This is a genomic window from Nocardiopsis sp. M1B1, from assembly GCF_052466615.1.
This window is the reverse complement of sequence record NZ_CP196194.1, coordinates 6,748,306-6,772,739: the sequence shown is the minus strand read 5'-3', so window position 1 is coordinate 6,772,739 and position 24,434 is coordinate 6,748,306. Positions and strand designations below refer to the sequence as shown.

The 24,434-nt window shown below is 73.2% G+C and carries 19 protein-coding genes; 10 read left to right on the top strand and 9 right to left on the bottom strand.

Annotation, left to right across the window (positions count from 1 at the left end; all coding sequences use genetic code 11):
• Positions 1 to 116 precede the first annotated feature (116 nt).
• On the bottom strand, positions 117 to 1,373 hold the full coding sequence (locus ACSTA4_RS29335) for an aspartate aminotransferase family protein (protein ID WP_274975496.1): 1,257 nt from the start codon (positions 1,371 to 1,373) through the stop codon (positions 117 to 119).
• Between the two features lie 146 nt (positions 1,374 to 1,519).
• Here ACSTA4_RS29335 and ACSTA4_RS29330 point away from each other — a divergent pair, with 146 nt between their 5' ends.
• Both ACSTA4_RS29330 and ACSTA4_RS29325 read left to right on the top strand, forming a co-directional pair.
• Positions 1,520 to 2,983: an NAD-dependent succinate-semialdehyde dehydrogenase gene (locus tag ACSTA4_RS29330; protein WP_444961900.1), complete on the top strand. Its 1,464-nt coding sequence runs from the start codon at positions 1,520 to 1,522 to the stop codon at positions 2,981 to 2,983.
• 65 nt (positions 2,984 to 3,048) lie between these two features.
• Positions 3,049 to 3,225, top strand: coding sequence for an antitoxin VbhA family protein (locus tag ACSTA4_RS29325; RefSeq protein WP_274975494.1), 177 nt, complete (start codon positions 3,049 to 3,051; stop codon positions 3,223 to 3,225).
• A gap of 39 nt (positions 3,226 to 3,264) precedes the next feature.
• On the opposite strand, the gene ACSTA4_RS29320 is transcribed toward ACSTA4_RS29325, so the two are convergent.
• The 4 genes from ACSTA4_RS29320 to ACSTA4_RS29305 all read right to left on the bottom strand — a co-directional run bounded on the left by ACSTA4_RS29320 (position 3,265) and on the right by ACSTA4_RS29305 (position 6,184).
• Entirely contained in the window at positions 3,265 to 3,948 is a 684-nt protein-coding gene (locus ACSTA4_RS29320; protein WP_444961899.1) for a GntR family transcriptional regulator, read from the bottom strand.
• Positions 3,949 to 4,002: 54 nt separating this feature from the next.
• Positions 4,003 to 4,755, bottom strand: a complete 753-nt coding sequence (locus ACSTA4_RS29315; RefSeq protein ID WP_444961898.1) for a maleate cis-trans isomerase family protein — start codon at positions 4,753 to 4,755, stop codon at positions 4,003 to 4,005.
• A 30-nt stretch (positions 4,756 to 4,785) separates the two neighbouring features.
• Positions 4,786 to 5,586 (bottom strand): maleate cis-trans isomerase family protein, encoded by an 801-nt coding sequence (locus tag ACSTA4_RS29310; RefSeq protein ID WP_444961897.1) that lies wholly within the window; start codon positions 5,584 to 5,586, stop codon positions 4,786 to 4,788.
• 115 nt (positions 5,587 to 5,701) lie between these two features.
• Entirely contained in the window at positions 5,702 to 6,184 is a 483-nt protein-coding gene (locus ACSTA4_RS29305) for a DUF3830 family protein (RefSeq protein WP_248772765.1), read from the bottom strand.
• Positions 6,185 to 6,486: 302 nt separating this feature from the next.
• On the opposite strand from ACSTA4_RS29305, the gene ACSTA4_RS29300 reads away from it, so the two are divergent.
• The 3 genes from ACSTA4_RS29300 to ACSTA4_RS29290 all read left to right on the top strand — a co-directional run bounded on the left by ACSTA4_RS29300 (position 6,487) and on the right by ACSTA4_RS29290 (position 9,930).
• Complete coding sequence (locus ACSTA4_RS29300) at positions 6,487 to 7,506, top strand: D-2-hydroxyacid dehydrogenase (RefSeq protein ID WP_444961896.1); 1,020 nt, start codon at positions 6,487 to 6,489, stop codon at positions 7,504 to 7,506.
• Between the two features lie 29 nt (positions 7,507 to 7,535).
• The gene (locus tag ACSTA4_RS29295; RefSeq protein WP_444961895.1) at positions 7,536 to 9,050 is read left to right on the top strand and encodes an amidase; all 1,515 of its coding nucleotides are present in this window, start codon (positions 7,536 to 7,538) and stop codon (positions 9,048 to 9,050) included.
• 208 nt (positions 9,051 to 9,258) lie between these two features.
• A complete protein-coding gene (locus ACSTA4_RS29290; protein ID WP_212642159.1) occupies positions 9,259 to 9,930 on the top strand; it encodes a response regulator in 672 nt (223 codons plus the stop codon).
• A 121-nt stretch (positions 9,931 to 10,051) separates the two neighbouring features.
• Here the strand turns inward: ACSTA4_RS29290 and ACSTA4_RS29285 are convergent, their stop codons facing one another.
• Positions 10,052 to 11,797 carry a GAF domain-containing protein gene (locus ACSTA4_RS29285; protein WP_444961894.1) on the bottom strand — a complete coding sequence of 582 codons (1,746 nt, stop codon included), beginning with the start codon at positions 11,795 to 11,797 and terminating at the stop codon, positions 10,052 to 10,054.
• A 313-nt stretch (positions 11,798 to 12,110) separates the two neighbouring features.
• Between ACSTA4_RS29285 and ACSTA4_RS29280 the strand changes: the two genes are divergently transcribed.
• Both ACSTA4_RS29280 and ACSTA4_RS29275 read left to right on the top strand, forming a co-directional pair.
• The gene (locus ACSTA4_RS29280; protein WP_444961893.1) at positions 12,111 to 13,076 is read left to right on the top strand and encodes a hypothetical protein; all 966 of its coding nucleotides are present in this window, start codon (positions 12,111 to 12,113) and stop codon (positions 13,074 to 13,076) included.
• 348 nt (positions 13,077 to 13,424) lie between these two features.
• Positions 13,425 to 14,774, top strand: coding sequence for a hypothetical protein (locus ACSTA4_RS29275; RefSeq protein ID WP_444961892.1), 1,350 nt, complete (start codon positions 13,425 to 13,427; stop codon positions 14,772 to 14,774).
• A gap of 353 nt (positions 14,775 to 15,127) precedes the next feature.
• Here ACSTA4_RS29275 and ACSTA4_RS29270 read toward each other — a convergent pair whose 3' ends face one another.
• The 3 genes from ACSTA4_RS29270 to ACSTA4_RS29260 form a co-directional block, all read right to left on the bottom strand.
• Positions 15,128 to 16,927 (bottom strand): LCP family glycopolymer transferase, encoded by a 1,800-nt coding sequence (locus tag ACSTA4_RS29270; RefSeq protein WP_444961891.1) that lies wholly within the window; start codon positions 16,925 to 16,927, stop codon positions 15,128 to 15,130.
• Between the two features lie 691 nt (positions 16,928 to 17,618).
• A complete protein-coding gene (locus ACSTA4_RS29265) occupies positions 17,619 to 18,287 on the bottom strand; it encodes a hypothetical protein (protein WP_444961890.1) in 669 nt (222 codons plus the stop codon).
• Between the two features lie 313 nt (positions 18,288 to 18,600).
• Positions 18,601 to 19,788, bottom strand: coding sequence for an ROK family protein (locus ACSTA4_RS29260; protein ID WP_444961889.1), 1,188 nt, complete (start codon positions 19,786 to 19,788; stop codon positions 18,601 to 18,603).
• A 213-nt stretch (positions 19,789 to 20,001) separates the two neighbouring features.
• Here ACSTA4_RS29260 and zwf point away from each other — a divergent pair, with 213 nt between their 5' ends.
• The 3 genes from zwf to eda all read left to right on the top strand — a co-directional run bounded on the left by zwf (position 20,002) and on the right by eda (position 24,434).
• Positions 20,002 to 21,480 carry a glucose-6-phosphate dehydrogenase gene (zwf, locus tag ACSTA4_RS29255; protein WP_444961888.1) on the top strand — a complete coding sequence of 493 codons (1,479 nt, stop codon included), beginning with the start codon at positions 20,002 to 20,004 and terminating at the stop codon, positions 21,478 to 21,480.
• Positions 21,477 to 23,327 carry a phosphogluconate dehydratase gene (gene edd / locus ACSTA4_RS29250; RefSeq protein ID WP_444961887.1) on the top strand — a complete coding sequence of 617 codons (1,851 nt, stop codon included), beginning with the start codon at positions 21,477 to 21,479 and terminating at the stop codon, positions 23,325 to 23,327. The genes zwf and edd overlap by 4 nt, the downstream gene beginning before the upstream one ends.
• 474 nt (positions 23,328 to 23,801) lie before the next feature.
• Positions 23,802 to 24,434 (top strand): bifunctional 4-hydroxy-2-oxoglutarate aldolase/2-dehydro-3-deoxy-phosphogluconate aldolase, encoded by a 633-nt coding sequence (eda, locus tag ACSTA4_RS29245; RefSeq protein ID WP_444961886.1) that lies wholly within the window; start codon positions 23,802 to 23,804, stop codon positions 24,432 to 24,434.

The following is a 24,434-nucleotide window of genomic DNA, read 5'->3' as shown; positions in this document are numbered from 1 at the left end:
GCTCGGCCCCTCCGTTTCGGACACGCGTTTCGGACGCGCGGTTTCTCGGGGGTCCGCACCGCACGTTACCGCCCCGGCACGGAATCCGTACCGGGGCGGCGGTCACGAATCCCGCCTCAGCCCGCGACGGCCTCCTCCACGGCGGCGGCCCACAGCGACACCGCGCTGTCGACCTGGTCGCCGTCGACGATGAGCGGCGGGATCATCCGCACCACGTTCCCGTCGGGGGCGCAGGTGAGCAGCAGGAGCCCGTGCCGGGCCGCGGCCTGCTGGGCGCGCAGCGCGGTGGCGCCGTCCGGCGTCCCGTCGGCGGCGGTGAACTCGTTGCCGAGCATCAGCCCCCGGCCGCGCACGTCGCCGATGACCGGGTTAGCCTCCGCCACCTTCTCCAGGCCCAGCCGCAGCCGCTCGCCCATGCGCGCGGCGTTCTCCACCAGGCCCTCCTCCTGGATCACGTCCAGGGTCGCCAGGGCCGCGGCGCAGGACACCGCGTTGCCGCCGTAGGTCCCGCCCTGGGAGCCCGGCCAGGCCTTCTCCATGATCGCGGCGGGGGCGGCGATCGCCGACAGCGGGAAGCCGCTGGCCAGCCCCTTGGCGGTGATGACCACGTCCGGCCGGATGCCCGAGGGCTCGTGGCCCCAGAACGTGCCCGTGCGCCCGAAGCCGGTCTGCACCTCGTCCGCGACCAGCAGGAACCCGTGCCGGTCGGCGCGCTCGCGCAGACCCTGGAGGAAGGCCGCGGGCACCGGCACGTAGCCGCCCTCGCCCAGCACCGGCTCGATGAACACGGCGGCCGTGTCCTTGGGCGAGGTGACCGTGGCGAACAGGTAGTCCAGCTCGCGCAGCGCGTACGCGACCGCGTCGGCCTCGGACACGCCCAGCCGGTAGGCGTACGGGAACGGCGAGACCACCACGCCGGGCATCAGCGGGCCGATGCCCGCCCGGATCTTGACCCCGGACGTGGTCAGCGACGCGGCGCCCATGGTGCGCCCGTGGAAGGACCCCTGGAACACGATGACGTTCTGTCGGCCGGTCGCCTGCCGGGCCAGCCGCAGGGCGGCCTCGACGGCCTCGCTGCCCGAGTTCACGTAGAACAGCCGGTCGAGCCCGGCGGGCAGCACCTCTCCCAGCCGCTCGGTGAGCCGCAGCAGCGGCCGGTGCATCACGGTGGTGTACTGGCCGTGCACCAGGGTCCCCACCTGCTCCTGCGCGGCGGCCACGACGCGGGGGTGGCAGTGGCCGGTGCTGGTGACGCCGATGCCGGCGGTGAAGTCGAGATAGCGGCGGTCGTCCTCGTCGTAGATGTAGGCGCCCTCGCCTCGGGCGGCGACGACCGGTGTCGCCTGCTTGAGGATCGGGGAGAGCTCCGCCATGCGTGGCCTCGATTCCGTGTCGCGTGTTCCGTAGGATTGTTGACAATCGACGCTGCTATGGAAACATCCGTGCGGCGACGGTGTCCAGTGGGCGCACGTTGGGCAGTTCTGACCACAGGCCGAATCTCGACCGGGGAGTAGCGAACATGTCGGATCAGGAAGCACGGGTCGTCGCGCAGGTGGACAAGAGGCTGTTCATCGGCGGGACGTGGCGCGACGCCGCCTCCGGGAACGCCTTCGAGGTGGAGGACCCCTCCACCCGCGAGGTGCTCTGCGAGGTCGCGGACGCGGGGAAGGAGGACGCGCTCGACGCCCTGGACGCGGCGCACCGGGCCCAGGCCGACTGGATGCGCACGGCGCCCAGGGACCGCGGCGAGATCCTGTACCGGGGCTACGAGCTGCTCATGGAGCGCCGGGAGGACCTGGCGGTCCTGATGACCCTGGAGATGGGCAAGCCCCTGGCCGAGGCGCGGGGCGAGATCGCCTACGCCGCCGAGTTCCTGCGCTGGTTCTCCGAGGAGGCCGTGCGCATCGAGGGGAGGTTCTCCACCTCGCCCGACGGCAAGTCCCGCTTCCTGGTCATGCGCCAGGCGGTCGGCCCCTGCATGCTCATCACCCCCTGGAACTTCCCCATGGCGATGGGCACCCGCAAGATCGGCCCCGCCATCGCCGCGGGGTGCACCATGATCCTCAAGCCCGCCCACCAGACGCCCCTGTCCGCCCTCGCCCTGGCGGGCATCCTCTCCGAGGCCGGGCTCCCCGAGGGCGTCCTCAGCGTCATCCCCACCACGGACCCGGGTTCGGTCACCGAGCCCCTGCTCAGCGACGGGCGCATCCGCAAGGTCTCCTTCACCGGTTCCACCGCCGTGGGCCGCAAGCTCCTCGAACAGAGCGCCGGGCAGGTCCTGCGCACCTCCATGGAGCTGGGCGGCAACGCGCCCTTCCTGGTCTTCGACGACGCCGACATGGACGCCGCCGTGGACGGCGCGATGCTCGCCAAGATGCGCAACATCGGCGAGGCCTGCACCGCCGCCAACCGCATCTACGCCCAGGCGGGCATCGCCGAGGAGTTCGCCGAGCGCCTCAGCCGCCGCATGGGCGCGCTTCGCCTGGGCCGCGGCGTGGACGAGGGCGTCGACGTGGGCCCGCTCATCGACGACAAGGCCCGCGACAAGGTGCAGGGCCTGGTGGACGACGCCGTGGGCAAGGGCGCCCGCGTGCTGGTCGGCGGCGGCCCCGGCGACGGTCCGGGCCACTTCTACAAGCCCACCGTGCTCGCCGACGTGCCCTTCGAGGCCGAGCTGTCCACCACCGAGATCTTCGGCCCGGTGGCCCCCGTGCTGCCCTTCGAGACGGAGGACGAGGCGCTGCGGGCCGCCAACGACACCGAGTACGGCCTGGTCAGCTACGTCTACACCCGCGACCTCAACCGGGCGCTGCGGGTCAGCGAGAACCTGGAGACCGGCATGGTCGGCCTCAACCAGGGCGTGGTCTCCAACCCGGCCGCGCCCTTCGGCGGGGTCAAGCACTCCGGTCTGGGCCGCGAGGGCGGCCGGGTCGGCATCGACGAGTTCCTGGAGACCAAGTACGTCGGCATCGGCGGAATCTGACCGGATCTCCCGGCGATCCGGAGGTTCGCCTGTGCCTCGGGCGCGGCACCGCCTACGCTCGCCCCATGGGCACACGAATCCCCCACGACGGCGACACCGCCGCCGCTCTGGCCTCGGTCAGGGCGGCGGGCGGTGAACCTTCGCCGGAGGCGCGGGCGGACCTGGAACGGATCGCGCGCGGTGAGATGAGCTTCGAGGAGGCCAGGGAGCGCATCCTGGCCAGGTACCGGCTGCGGGAGTGACCGGACGGCGCGCCCGTGCCCCTAGGCGGTGTACAGACCCTAGGCCTCGGGGGCGGACTCCCCGTCCCCGCCGTTGATGCGTGCGACCGTGTCCACCATGTGCGCCTCGATCAGGCGCAGCAGCTCCTCCTCCGCCCCGTCCACGATCGCGTCCAGGATGCGGCGGTGCTCGTCCAGGAGCTCCTCCGGTTCCGGGTACACGTCCTGCATCACCGTCAGGCACATCCGGGTCTCCACCAGCAGCGTCTGCGCCATGCGCTCCAGGCGGCTGTTTCCCGCGCAGCTGACGAGGGTCTGGTGGAAGGCCTGGTCGGCGTCGCTCATGGCGTTGCGGTCGCGGCCCGCCGCCGCGGCGGCCAGCCGTTCCACGGCCGGGGTGAGGCGGGCGACGGCCTCGCCCCGGTTGCCGCGCATGATCAGCTCGCACGCGGTCCGCTCGACGGCGAGCCGGGCCACGTAGACGTCGCGCACGTCCGCGGGCGTGAGTTCGCGCACGAACAGCCCCCTGTGCCGTTCGCTGCGCAGCAGCCCCTCCTGCACCAAGCGCTGCATCGCCTCGCGCAGGGGGCCGCGGCTCACCCCGAGCTGACCCGCCAGCTCGGACTCGCCGAGCTGGTCCCCCGGCGCGAGCGAGCCGTACATGATCGCGGACCGCAGCTGGTCGGCGATCAGTTCGGCGGTGGAACGCCGGGGCACGGGTCTGAGCTGGCCTGGGGCGGACATGGCCGCCCTCCTCTCGGATCGGGGACGGGACGCGCGGCGGGCGCGTCGTCGAGGTTAACGGGACGCCAGGACGCTGTTGACCGCGGCCGAACCCGAGCGGAACAGCATGCCCGGTCCGGAGCCCCGGCCCGCGGTCGCCCCCGCCAGGCGCAGCCCCTCCCACACGCTCACCTGGTTGGCGGTGAGCACGGTCTTGCCCAGCAGCGCCTCCAGGGGTTCGATGAGGTGGGCGCTGTGCAGGGCGGTGTCCGGCACCAGGACGGCCTCGGCGCGCTGGTGGTCGTTGGAGATGACGAAGTCCAGGACGTCGTCGGGGTCCAGGTCGCCGACCTCGGCGGCGGTGGCTATGCCGTGGCTGGCCAACGACAGCACGGCCACCCCCGCCTCGGTGAGGAACTCCACGAACCTCTGGGCGACGTCGTCGGGGTAGGTGGCGGCGATCGCCACCCGAGAGACGCGCAGCTGGCTCAGCGCGTGCACGAAGGCGAACGAGGTGCTCGACGACGGAGCGCCCGTGTGCCGGCGCACCCCCTCGACCTGCCTGCGGGCGCCCTCCCAGCCGAACACGAAGCTGCCGCTGGTGCAGGCCCACACCGCGGCCTCCACCTCCATCACGGCCAGCTCCTGGGCGCCCCTGGCGAGCACGTCCTCGCCGCCGACGTCGAGCAGGGCGTCCACCCGGTGGGCGTCCTCGCGCATGAGCGTGTGCACCACGGGGAGCTCGACGCCCCCTCCGAGCAGGCCCTCGAAGGCCTTGTAGTCGTCCTCGGCGCTGAACCCGGGGTAGAGGAATCCGACGCGGGTCATTGGGCTCTCCTTTGCGTCACGTCCCGCGCATCACGCGGCACTCGGTGCGGCGACGTCGATCAGGCTCTGTCCGCGGGCCACGGCCTGGCGGCCCGCCGCCCTCATCACGGCCCACATGGTCACCTGGTTGGCCGCGATCACCGGTTTGCCCAGCTCGCGTTCCAGGGGCGCGATGATGTCGTAGGTGAGCACGTTGGTGCAGCTGATGAACACGGCCTGGGCGTCGGGGCGGTCCACCGAGTGCACCGCCTCGGACACCTCGGCGTAGGTCACCCGCCAGATGTGGCTGAGCAGGCCCAGACCCACGCTGGAGGTCACGGCGACGCGGTGCTCGGCGAGGTAGGCCAGGAGCCGGTCGGTCACGCTGTCCACGTAGGGCGTGACAACGGCGATCCGGTCGGCGCCGAGCGCCCCCAGGGCCTGGACCAGCGCCCCGGACGTGGTGACGGCGGCGGGCGCCCCGGCGCCCACCATGGCCCCGTGCAGGCGCCGTTCGCCCCGGGCGCCGTGCACGAAGCTGCCCGAGGCGCACGCGTACCCGATGGCCAGCGGCTCGGGGGCGAGCAGCGCGCGGACCGCCGGGGCCACGTGCTCCTCCCGGCACAGGGCGGCGGCCTGGTCGACCGTCACCGGTACGTGTACGTACGGCAACCGCGTGACGTGCAGTGAGACGTCGTCGGGCGTCCAGCGCCAGAGTTCGCGGTCGAGCGCGAAGTCGTAGGGCGCGATGACGCCGACTCCCGCCTGCCACGGCGTCCGCGTGCTCGCGGCCAGTTCGACGACCTGCTGCTGCGCGCCGGTGCCGTTCGTGTGCTCTCCGTCGGTCCGCATCGGTCACTCACCTCCCGGATGTGTGTTGTCGTTGCCGTCCCCGCGGGGACGCGGTCGCTCCGCGCCGGGGCCAGAGGGCCGCCCGGAGGCGCGGTCGCGGCGGCTCGCGGGCCGGTCAGCGCTCCAGGCGCTCGTACACCAGGCGCTCGCCGACGCTGCCCGAGCGCCAGACGTCGTTGCAGGCCTCGGCCATGGCGGGCAGGTTCTCGACGACGGTGGCGAACACGTTGCCGGGCACCCAGCCGACGTCGCCGTTGAGGAGCAGGTTGTTGCGCCCGTAGAAGAGGGCGAGGTCGATGACGCCGGGCAGGTGGCCGATCCCCTTGTCCTCCTTGAAGGCGCGGTCGAGCATGCCCCCGTCGAAGGAGAAGTAGACGACGTCGCCGGGGATCGGGGTGACGGTGGGGTTCTCCTGGCCGGGCTCGGCCTCGGCGAACCGCGGCACCATCGTGTAGACCTCGTTGCGCGCGTACTTGGCGTGCTGGACCGCGTCGCCCTGCGGCAGGGCGTTCCAGACCGCCTCACAGGTGCGGGGAGCGTCCTTGTCCAGGAGTTCGGCGACACAGGAGACCCCGCGCCTGGGCAGGGTGATGGTCATGTACCGGGGCAATGGGTAGTCCCTTCGACGTCGGGCAGCGGGACCTGCGAGAACACCCCCGGCGTCGGGGCTGTTGATTGTTGACAATCCTAGGGTCCACAACCCGGATGCGGCAATAACCCCGGTGCGAGTGGGTATCCCGGGCAGGTCAGAGGTGGCATGAGAGGCCCGGGTTTCGGGGAGAACAGTCGATTTGTGGATTGTTGACAATCCTATGTCGGCTCCCTAGCGTTTCCCGTGCAGGGCGATCCGTCCCCGACGACCTCTCTGAACCACCGTCGCCAACCGGAGAGTGCACGCCCGTGAACAGCCTCATCCCGCCCGACCGACCGAGACTCCTCGTCCTCCACGGCGACGACCTCCCGCCCGGCCGCGAACGGATGGACGACCATCCCCGGCTCGGCGAGGTCGTCTACGCCACCGCCGACGAACTCCCCGCCAGACTGCCCGGGGCGCACGCGCTGCTGGTGTGGGACCTGTTCACCGAGGCGCTGGTCTCCGCCTGGCCCAAGGCCGACTCCCTGTCCTGGGTGCACGCCGCCACCGCCGGGGTGGACAACCTCATGTTCCCCGGCCTGGTTGAGAGCCCGGCGGTGGTCACCAACTCGCGCGGGGTCTTCGACGAGCCCATCGCCGAGTACGTGCTCGGCCAGGTCATCGCCTTCGCCAAGGGCTTCCAGCAGACCTGGGAGCACCAGCGCGAGCACCGCTGGGAGCACCGGGAGACCGAGCGCGTGTCCGGCAAGCGGGCCCTCGTGGTCGGGACCGGGCCGATCGGGCGCCACATCGCCCGCAAGCTGACGGCCGTGGGCATGCGCGTGAACGCCTCCGGCAGCCGCGCTCGCGGCGGAGACCCCGACTTCGGCTCCGTGGTCGAGTCCAGCCTGGCCGAGCGCGGAGCCGACGGCGCCCCGACCCTGGCCGGCGAACTCCCCGAGGCCGACTACGTGGTGGTCGCCGCCCCGCTCACCGACGCCACCCGGGGGCTGGTCGACCGCCGCTTCCTGGGGCTGATGAAACCCACCGCGCGGCTGGTCAACGTGGCGCGCGGCCCCATCGTGGTCGAGGCCGACCTGGCCGCGGCCCTGGAGCACCGCGTCATCGCGGGCGCCGCGCTGGACGTGTTCGAGGACGAGCCCCTCAAGGCGGTCTCCCCGCTGTGGGGGCTGCCCGGGTCGGTGGTCTCGCCGCACATGTCGGGCGACGTCGTCGGCTGGCGCGGTGACCTCATGGACCTGTTCCTCGACAACCTCGCCCGTTACCTGGACGGGCGGGAACTGCTCAACGTGGTCGACAAGAGCCGCGGCTACGTGCCCGGCTGACCCCTGATGGCGTGACACGGGAGGCTGAAGTGACGATCCGTTCCGACCGGGCCGGGACCGAGGACGCGAGCGCGGACGTCGGCGCGGCCGAGGGCGCCCCGGGGGCGACCGCGGTTCCGCAGGCGCGCTCCGGCGGGCCCTCCGGGCCGGCCGACCTGTCCGCCGAGCAGCTGCTCGCGGTCTACGCCGCCGGGGAGCTGTCCCCGGTGGAGGCCGTCGACTCCGTCCTGGAGCGCATCGAGCGGGACAACCCGGCGCTCAACGCGTTCTGCCTGGTGCGCCCGGACGAGGCCCGCGAGGCCGCCCGCGCCTCCGCCGAGCGGTGGCGGCGCGGCGAGCCCTCCGGAGCCCTGGACGGGGTTCCGGTCTCGGTCAAGGACGTCCACCTCACCCGGGGGTGGCCCACCCTGAAGGGGTCGGTCACCAGCTCCCAGGAGGGGCCCTGGGAGGAGGACTCCCCGGCGGTGGCCCGGCTGCGCGAGAGCGGCGCGGTGTTCGTCGGCAAGACGACCACGCCCGAGCTGGCCTGGAAGGGCGTCACCGACGGCCCGCTCACCGGCGTCACCCGCAACCCGTGGGACCTGTCCACCACGCCGGGCGGCTCCAGCGGCGGGTCCGCGGCGGCCGTCGCGGCCGGGATGGCCCCGCTGTCCACCGGCACCGACGGGGGCGGTTCGATCCGCATCCCGGCCAGCTTCACCGGCGTGTGCGGGATCAAGCCCACGTGGGGCCTGGTGCCGCACTACCCGGCCAGCCCCTTCGGGTCGCTCGCGCACACCGGGCCGCTGGCCCGCACGGTGGGCGACATGGCGCTGATGCTGGAGGTCATGGCCCGGCCCGACGCGCGCGACTGGGCCGCGCTGGCGCCGCCCGCGCCCGGCCTCGGCGACGTGCGCCTGCGCACCGACGCCGAGCGGCTGGTGCGGGGCATGCGGATCGCCTACAGCCCCACCCTGGGCGGTCTGGACGTGGACCCGGAGGTGGCCGCCGCGGTCGCCGACGCGGTGGCCGCGTTCGAGGCGCTGGGCGCCCGGGTGGAGGAGGCCGACCCCGGCCTGCCCGACTCCCGGGAGGAGTTCCACGTGCTGTGGTACTCCGGCGCGGCCAAGGCCACGGACCGGCTCACGGACCGCCAGCGGGACCTGCTCGACCCCGGCCTGCGGGAGATCGTCGAGGAGGGGCTGACCTACTCGGCGCAGGACTACCTGACCGCGATGGCGCTGCGGATGGAGATGGGCGCCCGGATGGGCCGCTTCCACGACGCCTACGACCTGCTGCTCACCCCGTCGATGCCGGTCGCGGCGTTCGAGGCGGGGCTGGAGTCGCCGCCGCGGCTGGCGGGGGAGCGGTGGACCTCGTGGGCGGGGTTCAGCTACCCGTTCAACATGACCCAGCAGCCCGCGGCGAGCGTGCCGTGCGGGTTCACGGCGGCGGGGCTGCCGGTGGGCCTCCAGGTGGTCGGGCCCCGGCACGCCGACGCCCGGGTGCTTGAGGCCTGCCGCGCGTTCGAGCTCGCCCGTCCCTGGGCGGACCGGAGGCCGTGAATCCGGAAAGGTTCCGTGGCTCGTGGGAGCCACGCGCACACCCGCTGCGATCAGGCGCTTTGCTCCGCAGATGAGGAGAATTGTCCGTTTGTAGGACCTTCGTCCGAGGAGTTCGGTGCCTAAGGGCCCGCGCGCGGGCCTCCGCACGTATTACCGTCTTCATCGGAGCGGTGTCTGATCGCGGTGACGCAGGGATGAGGATGGGCCGATGCCGGTTGGTGGAGCCGAGGGCGTTCGCAAGCGGATCAGGGTGTTCCTGGTGGACGACCACGAGGTGGTCCGCCGGGGAGTGGCCGCCCTGCTGGAGACCGAGGACGACATGACCGTCGTCGGCGAGGCCGGGACGGCCGAGCAGGCGTTGGCGCGGATTCCCGTGGTGCTGCCCGACGTCGCGGTCCTGGACGTGCGGCTGCCGGGCGGGTCGGGCGTGCAGGTGTGCCGGGAGATCCGCTCGGACCACCCCGAGATCGCCTGCCTGATGCTGACCTCGTTCGCCGACGAGGACGCCCTGTACGACGCCGTCATGGCCGGAGCGGCCGGGTACGTGCTCAAGCAGATCCACGGCGCCGACCTGGTCGGGGCGGTCCGCACGGTGGCCTCGGGCGGCTCGCTGCTGGACTCGGGCAGCACCGGCGCGATGCTGGAGCGGCTGCGCGGGGCCCAGGCCGAGCCGGACCCGCTGGCCGAGCTGACCCCGCAGGAGCGGCAGATCCTCGACCTCATCGGCGAGGGGATGACCAACCGGCAGATCGGCGAGCGCCTGTACCTGGCGGAGAAGACCGTCAAGAACTACGTGTCCGCCCTGCTGTCCAAGCTGGACCTCAAGCGCCGTACGCAGGCCGCCGTGCTCGTCGCCGAACTGCGCGGCCGCCGGTACTGACCGCGGCTGCCCGGCCCGCCCCGGTGGCCCGGGCCACCGGGCCACCGGGCCGGTCCCGGTGGCCCGGGCGGACCCGGTCGTCCCGGGCCCGCCCGGGACCGGGGCCGCGTCCCCGGTCCCCTCAGAAACTGTCCGGGGGCGGCACGGCGTCGTCGCGCAGGGGCACCCGCCACACCAGCACCGTGCCCCCGCCCTCGCTACCGCGCGCGGTGAAACCGCCGCCCAGCGCCCGGGCCCGCTGCTCCAGGTTGCGCAGACCGCTGCGCCTTCCGTGCCCGGGCAGGCCCACGCCGTTGTCGGTCACCGTCAGGGTCAGGGTGGTGGGACGCCCGGTGGTCGCGGCCTCCTCCACCGCCACCGACACGTGCACCTCCGTCGCGCGCGCGTGCCGCGCCACGTTGGTCAGCCCCTCGCCGAGCACCGCGAGCAGCTGCTCGCCGATGTCGTCGGGCACGGACGCGTCGATCGGCCCGTCCAGGCTCACCCCGGGGTGGCACCCCAGGCTGTGCGCGGTGTTCTCGGCCAGTTTCAGGATGCGTCCGCGCAGCGACGTGTCCCTGCGGCTCGGCGGGTTCTGGAGCGCGAAGATCGTCGAGCGGATCTCGCGGATGGTGCCGTCGAGCTCGTCGATGGTCCGCTGCACCCGCTCCTCGGCCTCGGGCGAGGCGATCAGCCGCAGCGTGCTCATCAGCGTCATCGCCGAGGCGAACAGGCGCTGGATCACCACGTCGTGCAGGTCCTTGGCGATCCGGTCGCGTTCCTCCAGCACCGCCAGGCGCTCGGTGTCGCGCCGCGCCTCGGCCAGTTCAAGGGCCACCGCGGCCTGCACGGAGAACCCGTGCAGCATGCGGCGTACCGCCGCGGTGAACGGGGCGCGGTCGGACAGCTTGCCCAACAGCAGCACCCCGCGCGTGTTCCCCGGGGTGCCCAGGGGCACCACCAGGCCCGAGGCGTAGCCGCGGTGGGCGAGCATGGGGCAGTTCGCCCGGCTCAGGTCGGGGACGCTCAGGGCCTCTCCCGACTCGTACACCCACCCGCACGCGGAGTCGTGGATCTCCACCGGCGTCCCCAGGATCTCCTGGGCGATGGGCCCGTCCGCGATCTCCGCGAACAGGTGCCCCCGGGCGCGGGGGTCGGGGAGCATGATTACGGCCGTGTCCGCGCCGCCGATCTCCCGGGCCTGCGCGGCCATGTGGGCGAGCACCTCGGAGGTGTCGGCGCCCGACAGCAGGCGCGTGGTGACCTCGGTGGACGCGGCCAGCCACCGCTCGCGCAGCCGCGCCTCCTCGTACAGGCGCGCGTTCTCGATGGCCATACCCGCGGCCGTGGCCAGCGCGGTCACCACCGCCTCGTCGTCCTCGTCGAACTCCGCGCCCCGGGCCTTCTCGGTGAGGTAGAGGTTGCCGAAGACCTCGTCGCGCACCTGGATGGGGACGCCCAGGAAGCTGCCCATGTGCGGGTGGCCCTCGGGGAAGCCCTCGAAGTCGGGGTGCTCGCGCAGGTCGGCCAGGCGCAGTGACGCGCGCTCGTTCAGGGGCACGCCCAGGACGCCCTTGCCGTGGGGGAACCCGCCGATGCGCCGGGACTGCTCCTCGCTCAGGCCCACGGGGATGAACTCGCTGAAGCCCCCGTCCTCGTCCATCACGCCCAGGCCCGCGTACCGGGCGCCGGTCAGCTGCGCCGCCGCCTCGGTCAGTCTGCGCAGCACGGTCGCCAGGTCGAGGTCACCGCCGATGGCCAGGACGGCCTGGAGCAGCGAGTGCACCCGGCCGTGCGCGGACATGCGCGGGTCCAGCGAGCGCACCTCGTCCAGCAGTTCTTCGACGCTGTTGGGGGACAGGGAGGAGCTCTGGGGGATCTCAGTCATGTGTCCGTCAACCTCCGCAGAGCCGGTCGGCGTTGTGGCAATGCGCGTTTCCTCGGGCGTAATAGTTGAATTGTCGTTGGTTTTTCCCCGGTTTGCCACATCTTGCTGTTCAGGGGCCGGTTCCGGATGGGCGGGAATTCCTGTGGATTCGGGGTTCCGGTCGTCTAATTCATGCTAACGTCGCGATCAGCGGACGCGACGAGGCCCTTGTGACCTCCCGTCCCACGGCTGGGAGCCGCCGCTCGCCGCGGCGCGACCGGCCCCGACCGCCCCCGCGTGTCGGTCCGCGCCCCACGGTGGAGAGGAACCCCCGGTGTCTGGAGTCCACGGTCTCACGAGCGCCCCCGGCGTTCGTTCCGCCGTGCTCCCCGCGCCGGTGCGGCGGGCCCTGCTGCTCGCCGCCCTGGTCTCCGGGCTCGTGGTCACCGCGTGGCTGACGGCCTCCGACCCCGTGCGGGCGCAGGAGGAGGGGGCGAACGGCACCCTCGTGCATCAGGCCGCCTCCGTCGCCGCGACCGTGCGGGCACCCGCCGCGCAGGCGGTCGCGGAGCACCCGGAGGCGGCGCGCGACGGCTCTGGACAGGGCTCCGCCGCCCGGACGGACACGGGCGGCCCCGACTCCGGGAACCGCTCGGACGCCGCGCCCGCGGACGCCGGAACCTCCGTCCCCATGACCGCCAGGATCAACGACCCGCTGGTCGGCGCCGTGTCCGCGGTGGGGGAGAGCACCACGCGGATGGTCTTCGACGCGTCCGCCGGGGTCTCCGGCGGCGACGTGTCCGAGACCCCCGAGGTGGCCCGACAGATCCGCGACACCGTGCACGGGGTGACCGAGCCCGTCGGGGAGTACCTCGACGAGGACGACGCCCCCGACACCGAGCCGCGGACGCAGGACCCGTCCGCGGACCCGGCCGACACGGACGAGCGGACCGGAGCCGAGCGCGGGGAAGCGGTACCGTCCGCACCCGCCGAGGTCGTCGCGCACTTCGTCCCGGCCGTCACCGGGACCACCGCGGGCGCCGTCCGGGCGCACGCCGACCCGGCCGCGGAGAACGCTCCGGCGCGGCTGGTCTCCGATCCGGTCGCCACGCCCTCCGGGCTGGGCGGCTCCGCCTCGGGTTCGGCCCAGGGCGCTCCCAGCGGGATTCCGGCCGTCGCGGGCTACCTGCCCACCACCGGTGCCCCGGCACCGGCGCCCGGCCAGCTCCAGGCCGCCCGGCACGTCCTGCTCGCGGTCCCCGCCGAGTCCGCGGACGAGCCGACCTTCTCGCCCGACTAGCGGTCTCCTTCCGGTCGCCCAGCGACCCCTCCTGGCACGCCCCTTCCCAGAGCCGCAGCGCCTCCGACCGGTCACGGTGGGTGAGGAACCGGACTCCTCTGGGGGTTGACGTGAGCCGCGCACCTCGACGGCGAGGTTCACGTCAGTCAGTGGCCAGCCAGATCCACGACTGATGACCGGTAGAGCCGCACCGCTCCCTCCAGGCGCGGGGGGCTCTCCCACCGGAAAGCCCGGACCCGAACGGAGCCCTCCCCCCGGCCAGGGAAGCGGAGCCGTCGGACGGCGGGAAGCGCACACGAACGCCGTCCACGCGAGAGCCACAGACCACATTCCGGAAGGACACACGACATGTTCAACACCGCCCGCACCTCTGCCAGGACCCTGCTGGTGGCCGCCAGCACCGCGGGTTTCGTCGCCCTCGGCGCCGGGATCGCCGGGGCCGACGCCCTCGGTGGCGCCACGGACGGGCTCGCGCTGAACGACCTGGGCAGCCAGGTTCCGGCGCCGCTGACGGAGGGCGTCTCCACGCCCCTGGGCGAGCTGGTCAAGGTCGAGCCCGGCCAGATCTCCGCCCAGCCCAACGTGCGGCGCCAGTCCGCCCAGGAGCAGCCCCTCGGCCCGGTCGCCGGGAACGCCGTCTCCACCGACACCCCGATCCGGGCGGGGGAGGAGAACGCCACCAACGTCGGGCCGCTGGAGCTGAACACCGTCAGCGAGACGCTGCCCCTGGCGGGTACCGAGAGCCCGGTGTCGGGTGACGCGCTGTCCGGTCTGCTGGGCGGCGGTTCCGCCGGGTTGGGCGGTTCGGACATCCTGGGCGGGCTGCTCGGCGGTGCCGGTGGCGGGACGGGCGGCGGCACCCTGCCGCTGAGCCACGCCTCCACGGAGCCGCTGGCCTCGGGCCCGGTGTCGGGTGACGCGCTGTCCGGTCTGCTGGGCGGAACCGACCTGCTCGAAGGCGTGGGCCTGGACACCGGCGGCAGTACCCTGCCGCTGTCGCACGCCTCCACGGAGCCGCTGGCCTCGGGCCCGGTGTCGGGTGACGCGCTGTCCGGTCTGCTGGGCGGTGGTTCCACGGGGTTGGGCGGTTCGGACATCCTGGGCGGGCTGCTCGGCGGTGCCGGTGGCGGGACGGGCGGCGGCACCCTGCCGCTGTCGCACCCGGAGTCCTCCCTGTCCCTCCAGGACACCAGGGAGACGGTCGGCACCGGCCTCAACCAGCTGGGCTCCTCGGTCGAGCGGGGCACGCACGAGGTCGGTACCGACCTGAGCGGCCTGGACACCACCCTGCCCGCGTCCGGGGACACCCTTCCCCTGGCCGCCGCGGACACCCCCACCGGTCCCATCAACGGCCAGAACACCGACCTGACCGGCGGCGCCGCCGACCTGGTCTCCGACCTGGTGCTGTCCGACGACGTGAAGCTGCCCATGTCCGCGGGCGCCTCCTCGCTGCCCGAGACCGTCGTCGACGCCTCGGCCGACCTGCTGCCCGTGCCCGCGGGCACCCTGCCCATGGCCGCCGCTCCCGAGGTCTCGGACGTGGCGGACCTCGCCGTCGACGCCGTCCGCACGACGCAGCTCGACCCCTCCGGCGACTTCGTGGGCAACGACCTGGTGGGCGTGGACGGCATGCCCGACCTGGGTCGGCCCCAGGTGGACACCAGCCAGCTGAACCTGCTGCCCGACAGCATCGCCTGACCTCCCTGGAACGTGCGCCCGCCGGTCGTGGCGGGCGCACGAGCCTCGGGCGGTGAGCGGGACCACCTCCGCTGAGGGGCGCCGAACGGAACTGTGGGGGTTCCAGGCGCGTACCGGCGGAGGGCGGAGTCTCCGCCGCCCGAGGCCCGACCGCGGTTCCGGACCGGGGGGACCGGAACCGCGGTCCTTCGTGCCCGGCGTCCCCGGGAACACGGAAGGGGCCCCGGGGCCGGTACGGAGAGTCGTACCGGCCCCGGGGCCCCTCGGCGTTCCGGAAGGCACGGAAAGAGCGGCGGAGGTGCCTCCGCGATCCCGGAAAGCTCCAGGAGTCCCGAAGGCCCCTCCGCGGCGTCCTACTCCAGCTCGTCGCCGGTGCCGTAGCCCAGGCCGTCGGAGCACGGGTTGGAGGTTGCGTCGCGCCCCACGCCCGGACGGGCGGGGTCGTCCTCCGGGGAGGCGTCCGCGACGTCCTCGTCCGCAGGGGAGGGCGAGGCCCCGGGCGGGTCCTGGGGAACGGGGGCCTCGTCGGCCATCGTGAGGGGCAGGGGCCGGTCCTCGCGCACGGCGGTGAACAGCTCCTCGGCCTGGTCCTCGTACCACAGGACCCGGTTGGGGTTGGAGGGCGCCTGGTACCAGGGCACGGTGTGGAACTCGATGTCGGTCAGCTCCACGTCCGCCAGGGTCACGGCGATCGACAGCATCCGGTCGAACGTGAGGGCGCTGTCGGTGGCGCTGTGCTCGGCCACCGCGCGCAGGACGGCGTTGAGCCTGCCCGGGTCGGTGATCACGTCGTTGCTGGTCACCTGGTCGGCCAGGGCCGCGAGGAACATCTGCTGGCGGTCGATGCGGCCGATGTCGCCGCCGTCGCCGATCTCGTAGCGGGCCCGGACGAACGACAGCGCCTCGTCGCCGTCGAGCGTCTGCTGGCCCGCGTCGAGGTCGAGCTTGGACCGGCTGTCCTCCATCGGCTCGGGGATGCACATGTCCACGCCGCCGATGGCGTCCACCACGTCCCGGAAGCTCATGAAGCTCAGGTGCACGAAGTGGTCGATGCGGACGTCGCTCAGCGACTCGATGGTGCGGACCACGCAGGGCGGTCCGCCGTGGTACATCGCGGCGTTGATCATGCCGAAGTAACCGGACGTGCCCTCGGTGTCGCCGTAGGGGTCGCAGTCGGGCAGGGCCACCAGGGAGTCGCGGGGGAAGCTGATCACCGACACCCGGCTCTCGGGCGAGATGTGCGCCAGCATCACCGAGTCCGAACGCTCGCCCTCGAACTCCGTCGAGTAGGCGGTGCTGCCCTCCTCGTAGCCGTCGGTGCCCATGAAGAGGATGTTGACGGAGTCGTTGATCCTCTCGGGCCGGTCCTCCTCCTTGAGTAGCCCGTCGATGTCGTACTGGACCATGTCCGAGCGCAGCGAGCGGTAGTAGCCGTAGGCGGTGCCGACCCCGGCGGCCAGGACGAGGACCAGGCTCGCGGCGACCCACACCAGGATCCTGCCGGTCCGGCGGCGCTTCGTGCGGGCGGGAGCGGCGGCGGTCGGGGCGTCCGCGCCCGGGGCGGCCTCAGCGGTTCCTGAGGTCTCGGTAGCCCCAGCGGCCTCGGCAGCCTCACCGTGCTCAGCCGCCCTCGGGGTTTCGGTAGCCCCTGCGGCCTCGGAGGTCCCCGCGGTTTCGGTGGCCTCAGCGGTCTCGGGCGTGGGGCTGGCTCCGGCAGCCCCACCGTGCTCCGTGGTCCCGGTGGCTCCTGCGGCCTCATCGGTCCCTGAGGTCTTGTCAGCCACACCGGCCTCGACGCTTTCGGCGGGCTCCTCGGCATGCTGGGCACCACCGGTGCCTGAGGTCATGCCGGTCTCGGCATCCTCTCCGGACTCCGTGGTTCCGGCGGCTCCCTCTGAGGCACTGGCTCCACCGGCCTCGGCGGCCTCCGTGGTCCCGGTGTTCCCCTCGGTCCCGGCGGCAGGCCCAGCCGTCTGCTCCTCGGGGGTCTCCTCGGCCTCAACAGGCTTCTCACCCCCGGCGGTCTCCTCGGTTCCGGAGGCCTCTTCGGTACCGGCGGGGCTCTGTGCGCCGTCAGCCTCGGCGGCCTCCTCGGTACCGGCGGGCTCGCCAGCCTTCTGAGCCTCCTGGGAGCCATCGGTGTCTGATGTCACACCGGTTTCGGGGGCTTCTTCAGCCTTTCCGACCTCCTCCGCCCCCTCGGTCTCGTCCGCTCCATGGTCCCGGTCGGTCCCGTCAGCCCCGGTTCCGGGCGCGGTGGTGTCCCCACCGGCCGCGTCGCCGCCGGTGTTCGCGGACCCTGAGCCGGGTGTGGAGCCGTCCTCGGGCCTGTCGTCTGGTGTGTGGTCCCTGCCGGAGGCAGAGGGCTTCTCGTCAGCGGGCATCGTGCAATCTCGGTGAGTTCGGACGGCGGGACGTGCCAGCGGTCGGACGCCGGGCCGGAGGGACACGCGTCCGAGTGCGGGGGAGGGCGGGGAACGCGCGGAACGTCAGCGGCGGGCGGTCGCCGGATCCGGGGCCTCCTGGGGATTCGGGGGCGGCCCACGGGGCACGGGCAGCACCGGGAAGCGGGTGCGGCCCAGGGCACGGAAAACGTGTGCGTGGCAGAGATCCTAGGTCAAGTTCTTCCCGTCCGCGCGCGCGGGTTGTCCCCGGGCGAGGGGCCTGACCGCAATTGCGCCGCACAATTCCTCAGCCCCCGTGGTCGTCTCCCGGCGTCCGTCCGCCTGACTTTCCCCGGCTTGTCCGCTTGAAACGCCTATGTCCGGTCGCCGTCGGGGCGAACGCGGACCGCCCGCGCCCCGCGGAGCGGGGACAGCGGGCGGTCGGCGGAGCGTGACCTGGTCAGTCGTCCCAGAAGGCGCTCTCCTTGGCGGGCTCCTCCGCGGCCGCGGAGGAGGAGCGCCCGCCCTTGGCCGCGGGCTTGGCGGGGGTCTTGGCCGCGCTCTTGGCGGGCTTGCGGGCCGGGGCCGCGGGCTTGGCGCCGGTGTGCCGGGGGCGCGGGGTGACCGCGCTCTTGGTGATGGGCTCGGCGGGACGCGGGGTCTCGCCGGAGTGGATGCTCAGCGCCTCCTCCTCCACGGACAGCATCTTGCGGATCGCGGCGGGCACCTCGGGCAGCTTCTCGGAACGCAGGTGCGCGCCGAGCACCTCCAGGGCGTGGTCGCACAGCAGTTGACGGGAGCGCTCGGACCTGACCCCGCTGAGCTCCTCGATCTCCGGCAGCGCCCGCTCGCGCAGCAGGCGGATGACGTCGCGCAGCCGGTCCCGCGTCTTGCGGTCGGTCATGGACATGACGGTCAGTTCCGCCTCGGCGAGGAAGCTGTCGCCGCCGTCGACCGAGTCGCGTTCGGCGATGAAGGCGCTGGTGAGGGTGCGGGCGGAGGCGCGGGAGGAGGTGCGGATGGAGTCGCGCCTGACCAGGCGGGCCTGGACGGCGGTGACGACGACGCTGGTGACCAGGCTGATTCCGGCACCCAACAGGATCAGTACGAGGGGGTTCTCTGGGAACACGGCGGGGACCTTTCCGGGCGGGGGTCCGCACGGGCGCGGCCACGGGGGTGACGGAGGTGTGCGGGGCGGGGGTGATGCTCGGTGACTATTCGTCACACCCGGGGCGGTTGTCAAGTGCGGGTGCGGGGCGAGTACGCGCCGACGAGCGCGTCGTCGCAGTTCAACTGGGGTGAGCGCGGGGGCACGGCTCGGTCGCGGGTCGCAGCGGCTGCCGGAGGGGGCCGATCCCCTCCCGTGCGAGGATTCCCGGTCAGGAGCGGAGGTAACTTCCCCGTCCACAGCCTGTGGACGAAGAACGGGGCGGTCGGTGCGCTCAGCCCGCCAGGAGCTTGTTCACCGCCTCCGGTGACAGGATCTCCTCGGTCACCATGGCCGCGCAGCCGCGCACGCCGGCGTCGTCCCACAGGGAGCTGGCCACGACGCGCAGCTGCCGGGTGGCCAGGGCGGTGCACTGCTGGAACACCACCTCGCGCACACCCGCCACCAGGTGGTCATAGGCCTCGGCCAGGTCGCCGCCCAGCACGATCACCTCGGGGTTGAGCAGGTTCACCGCCCCCGCGAGGGCCTCGCCCAGTCTGCGCCCGGCCTCCCGGACCAGGGTGACGGCCGCCGGGTCGCCCCCCGAGGCCAGCGCCACCAGGTCCTTGAGCGTCCGCGCCTCGCACCCCTGCTCGGCGGCGCTCTCCAGCAGCCGCCGCCCGCCCGCGACCGCCTCCAGGCAGTCGGTGTTGCCGCACCGGCACGGAAGCCCGCCCGCGCCGCGCACCGGGATGTGCCCGATCTCCCCGGCGGCGCCCAGCGAACCGCGCAGCAGCCGCCCGCCGGACAGCAGGCCCGCGCCGATCCCCGTGGAGACCTTCACGAACACCATGTCGTCGGGGTGCCCGTGCCCGCCCGCGATGTGCTCGCCGAGCGCCATCACGTTCACGTCGTTGTCCACCATCACCGGCACCGGGAAGCGCTCGGCGACCAGCGGGGCCAGCGCCACGCCCGCCCACTTGCCGAGGAAGGGGCGGTCGTCGGCGCGGCCCGCGTGGAACTCGACGGTCCCGGGCAGGCCGATGCCCACGCCGCGCACGTCGCCCGGGTCGCGGCCGAGCGAGGCGATCTGCTCGGACCAGGTGTCCAGCAGCCAGGGGAGGGTGGCGTCGGGGCCCTGCTCCATGGCGGGCGAGCCCGGGGTGCGCACGAGGACCTCGCCGTCGAGGTCGCACACGGCGGCCTGGCTGCGGACCATGCCCAGGGCACTGGTGAGGATGAGGCCGCTGGCGGCGTTGAACTCCAGCAGGGTCGGCGGCCGTCCGCCGCTGGAGACCGCGCCCGAGCCCTCGGTGACGAGTCCGCCGCCGATCAGCTCGGTGACCCGCAGGGCGACGGAGGGACGGGACAGGCCCGTGACCCGGCCGATCTCGGAGCGGCTGGTCGCGGTTCCGGAGCGGATCAGCTCCAGGATGTGGCCGCTGGTGGCAGCAGAGGACAGGCGTCCGGGGGTTCTGGCCATAGCTCATTCAACCACGAGGTTACGACTACAAGGCTGGGAGGTTATGTAAATAATTGTTCTCAAGTGTGCTTGGTTTTTTACCATAGTCGGGCTTAGGCTCAAAGGGCCGGACGTCCCGCGCGTCCGCACCGCCTCCCCGCACCCCCCCCCGCCTGCGTCACACTCCGCCCCCCGCTCCCCATCCCCTTCCCTCCCCGCTGGAGCAGACCGAAGATGCCGCAGCAGTCCGCGTCCCGTGCCACCGACCTGGTGGTCTTCGGGGGTACCGGCGACCTGTCCATGCGCAAACTCCTCCCCTCCCTGTACCTGCTGGACCGCGACGGCCACCTGGACGGGGGGACCCGCGTCGTCGCCGTCTCGCGCGACGGCCTCACCGACGCCGACCTCAGGGACAAGGCCGCCTCCGCGGTCCGCGGCCACCACGCCGTCCAGGTCGCCGAGCCCGACGTGCTCCACCGGTTCCTGGAGCGCCTCTCCCACGTCACCGTGGACGTCGGCGGCGACCCCTCGGGCTGGGACGCCCTCACCGCCGCCCTCGGCCCCGACCGCGACCGCGTCTTCTACCTCGCCGTCCCTCCGATGATCTCCGGCGCGATCTGCCGCGGCCTGAGCGACGCCGGGCTCGTCACCCCCGACTCCCGCGTGGTCATGGAGAAGCCCCTGGGCCGCGACCTGGCCTCCTCCCGCGCCGTCAACGACGCGGTGGGGGCGGTCTTCGACGAGTCGCGCATCTACCGCATCGACCACTACCTGGGCAAGGAGACGGTGCAGAACCTGCTGGTGCTGCGGTTCGCCAACGTCTTCCTCGAACCCCTGTGGAACTCCCGCTGGATCGACCACGTCCAGATCACCGCCGCCGAGACCGTCGGCGTCGGCGGGCGCCGGGGCTACTACGACACCTCCGGCGCCATGCGCGACATGGTCCAGAACCACCTGCTCCAGCTGCTGTGCCTGACCGCCATGGAGCCCCCGGCCAGCTACGACCGCGACTCCGTCCGCGACGAGAAGCTCAAGGTCCTCCAGTCGCTGCGCCCCCTCGCCGGGGACCGCGTCGCCGAGGACACCGTGCGCGGCCAGTACGGACGCGGCTCCATCCAGGGGTCGGAGGTGCTCGGCTACCTCGACGAGCCCGGCGGACCCGCCCTCAGCGACACCGAGACCTTCGTGGCCCTGCGCGCCGAGGTGGCCAACTGGCGCTGGGCGGGGGTGCCCTTCTACCTGCGCACCGGCAAGCGCATGTCGCACGCCCGCTCGGAGATCGTCATCCGCTTCCGCGAGGTGCCGCACACGATCTTCCCCGGCACCAACCTGCCCGGCGCGGGCAGCCTCGTCATCCGGCTCCAGCCGGACGAGGGCATACACCTGACCATGCTGGCCAAGACGCCCGGCGCCGGAGCGCTGCGGCTGCGGCCCGCCCCGTTGGAGCTCAGCTTCGCCGACACCTTCGCCACCCGCTCGCCCGAGGCCTACGAGCGGCTGCTGACGGACGTCCTGGCCGGTGACTCCACCCTCTTCATGCGCCGCGACGAGGTCGAGGCCGCCTGGCGCTGGGTGGACCCCGTCATCGAGGCGTGGAACGGCCTGAGCACCACCCCCGAGACCTATCCAGCCGGAAGCGCCGGCCCCGCGGGCGCGCACCGGCTCATCGGCCGAACAGGCCGTACGTGGTACGAAGAGGAGCGACCCCGATGACCGCGCACATCCCCGGCGACGCCGACACCGCAGGGTACGGACCAGCCGTCCACCCCGTCGTCGCAGACGTCACCCGGCGCCTCGCCGAGCGCAGCGCCGACACCCGGTCCGCCTACCTGGCGCGGATCGACGCGGCGGCGGCCGAGGGCCCCGCCCGCTCAGCCCTGGGCTGCGCCAACCTCGCCCACGGGTTCGCGGCCTGCGGCGTCTCGGACAAGCTCAAGCTGTCCGGCGACGTCACGCCCAACCTGGCGATCGTCTCGGCCTACAACGACATGCTCTCCGCGCACCAGCCGCTGGAGTCCTACCCGGCCGTGATCAAGGCCGCCGTGGCCGAGGCGGGCGGCGTCGCCCAGTTCGCCGGGGGCGTGCCCGCCATGTGCGACGGCATCACGCAGGGCCGCGCGGGCATGGAGCTGTCCCTGTTCAGCCGGGACGTCATCGCGATGGCCACCGCCGTGGCCCTCTCCCACGACATGTTCGACGGCGCGCTGATGCTCGGCGTGTGCGACAAGATCGTGCCGGGCCTGCTGATCGGCGCCCTGTCCTTCGGTCACCTGCCGGTGGCGTTCGTGCCCGCCGGACCCATGCCCTCGGGCCTGCCCAACAAGGACAAGGCCCGCGTGCGCCAGCGCTTCGCCGAGGGTCAGGTGGGCCGCCGCGAGCTGCTCCAGGCCGAGTCCGCCGCCTACCACTCGCCCGGCACCTGCACCTTCTACGGCACCGCCAACTCCAACCAGATGCTCATGGAGGTCATGGGCCTGCACCTGGCCGGGGCCAGCTTCGAGCAGCCGGGCACCCCGCTGCGCGAGGCCCTGACCGCCGAGGCCGGGCGCAGCGTGCTCGCCCGCACCGCCCTGGGCGACTCCTACAACCCGGTCGGCCGCCAGGTCGACGAGCGGGCCGTCGTCAACGCCGTGGTCGCCCTGCTGGCCACCGGCGGCTCCAGCAACCACACCCTGCACCTGGTCGCCATCGCCCGCGCCGCCGGTATCGAGCTGACCTGGGACGACTTCGCGGACCTGTCCGAGGTGGTGCCGCTGCTCACCCGCATGTACCCCAACGGCGCCGCCGACGTGAACCAGTTCCACGAGGCGGGCGGCATGGCCCACCTGATCGGCTCCCTGCTGGACGCCGGACTGCTCCACGAGGACGTGCGCACCCTGATGGGCGAGGGCCTGGGCCGCTACCGCCAGGTCCCGAACCTGGACGGGGGCGAGCTGACCTGGGTCGACGGCCCCAAGGAGAGCGGCGACACCTCCGTCCTGCGCGGTACGGACGACCCCTTCGCCCCCGACGGCGGCCTGCGCATGCTGTCGGGCAACCTGGGCCGCGCCGTCATCAAGGTGTCCGCGGTCGCGCCGGAGCGGCACGTGGTGGAGGCGCCCGCCCGCGTCTTCGGCGACCAGGCCGAGCTCCAGGACGCGTTCGCCGCAGGGGAGCTGACCGGCGACTTCGTCGCGGTGGTCCGCTTCCAGGGGCCGCGCGCCAACGGCATGCCCGAGCTGCACAAGCTCACGCCGCCGCTGGCCGTGCTCCAGGACAGGGGCCAGAAGGTGGCGCTGGTGACCGACGGCCGCATGTCGGGCGCCTCGGGCAAGGTGCCCGCCGCCATCCACGTCTCCCCCGAGGCCGAGGCGGGCGGCGCGCTGGCCTACGTCCGCGACGGCGACCCCATCCGCCTGGACGCCACCACGGGCACACTGGAGGTGCTGGCCGACCTGACCGGTCGCGAGCCCGCCCGTCCCACCGTGGACTCCGCCACCGGCACCGGCCGGGAGCTCTTCGCGGCCCTGCGCGGCGCGGTCGGCCCCGCCGAGAGGGGTGCCGGGGTCTTCGGACTCTGACCCGCCGGCCCGGGCGCGCCGGGGGACCGGCCCGGGGGCGTGCGGCGGACACCCGCCACGCACGCCCCCGCGGCCGCGGCGCGCCCACCCCAGACCTTCGAACGACCCTGGAGAGACACGACTTGACTTCTCTCCCAGCTGAAGCGGGGAGATTCTTCCCTCGCGGGTTGAATTTTCTGCTTCGTCGCCGGTTGCCGACCCGAACTAACGGCGGGGGACGGGGTGCCGCCCATCGGTCTTACATCAGCTCCACAGACCTGACTTTCTGCCAGCCCGACAGTAGGAGGGCCCGGACGTGGTCCTCGTCTGAGCCGACGCGAAGCAAGCTATTACCGCTTCGAGTGGTGGTTGGTGGGTTTGGTGATTTTGGTGGATGGTGATTCGCCCGGGGGCGAACCACCGTTGACCGTCCCGCTCCGTAGGAGCCCGATTCCTCTCTGGCCTGAAGACCAGAGTTTCCTCGAAAGGATTCAGATGACGACGAACCCCCGTTCGGGCGCCGACATCCTCGACCTGGCCCCGGTGATGCCGGTGGTGGTCGTCTCGGACGCCGACTCCGCCGTGCCGCTGGCCCGCGCGCTGGTGGCGGGCGGCCTGCCGGGCATCGAGGTGACCCTGCGGACCCCGGCCGCGCTGGAGGCCATCGCGCGGATCGCCGCCGAGGTGCCCGAGGCCGTGGTCGGCGCGGGCACCGTGGCCACCCCCGACCAGGCGGCCGCGGCCGCCGAGGCGGGAGCGCGCTTCCTGGTCAGCCCGGGGTGCACCGACCGGCTGGCATCGGCCATGTCCGACACGGGCCTGCCCTTCCTGCCCGGCGTGGGCACCGTCTCCGAGGCCCTGGCGCTCCTGGAGCGCGGGGTGACGGAGATGAAGTTCTTCCCGGCCGAGGCCTCGGGCGGCGCGGCGTTCCTGAAGTCGCTGGCGGGCCCCCTGCCCCAGGTGCGGTTCTGCCCGACCGGCGGCATCACCGTCGCTTCGGCCCCCGCCTACCTCGCGCTGCCCAACGTGGGCTGCGTGGGCGGCAGCTGGCTGACCCCGGCCGACCTGGTGGCGGCGGGGGAGTGGGAGCGGATCACCGTTCTGGCCAGGGAGGCCGCCGCCCTGTAG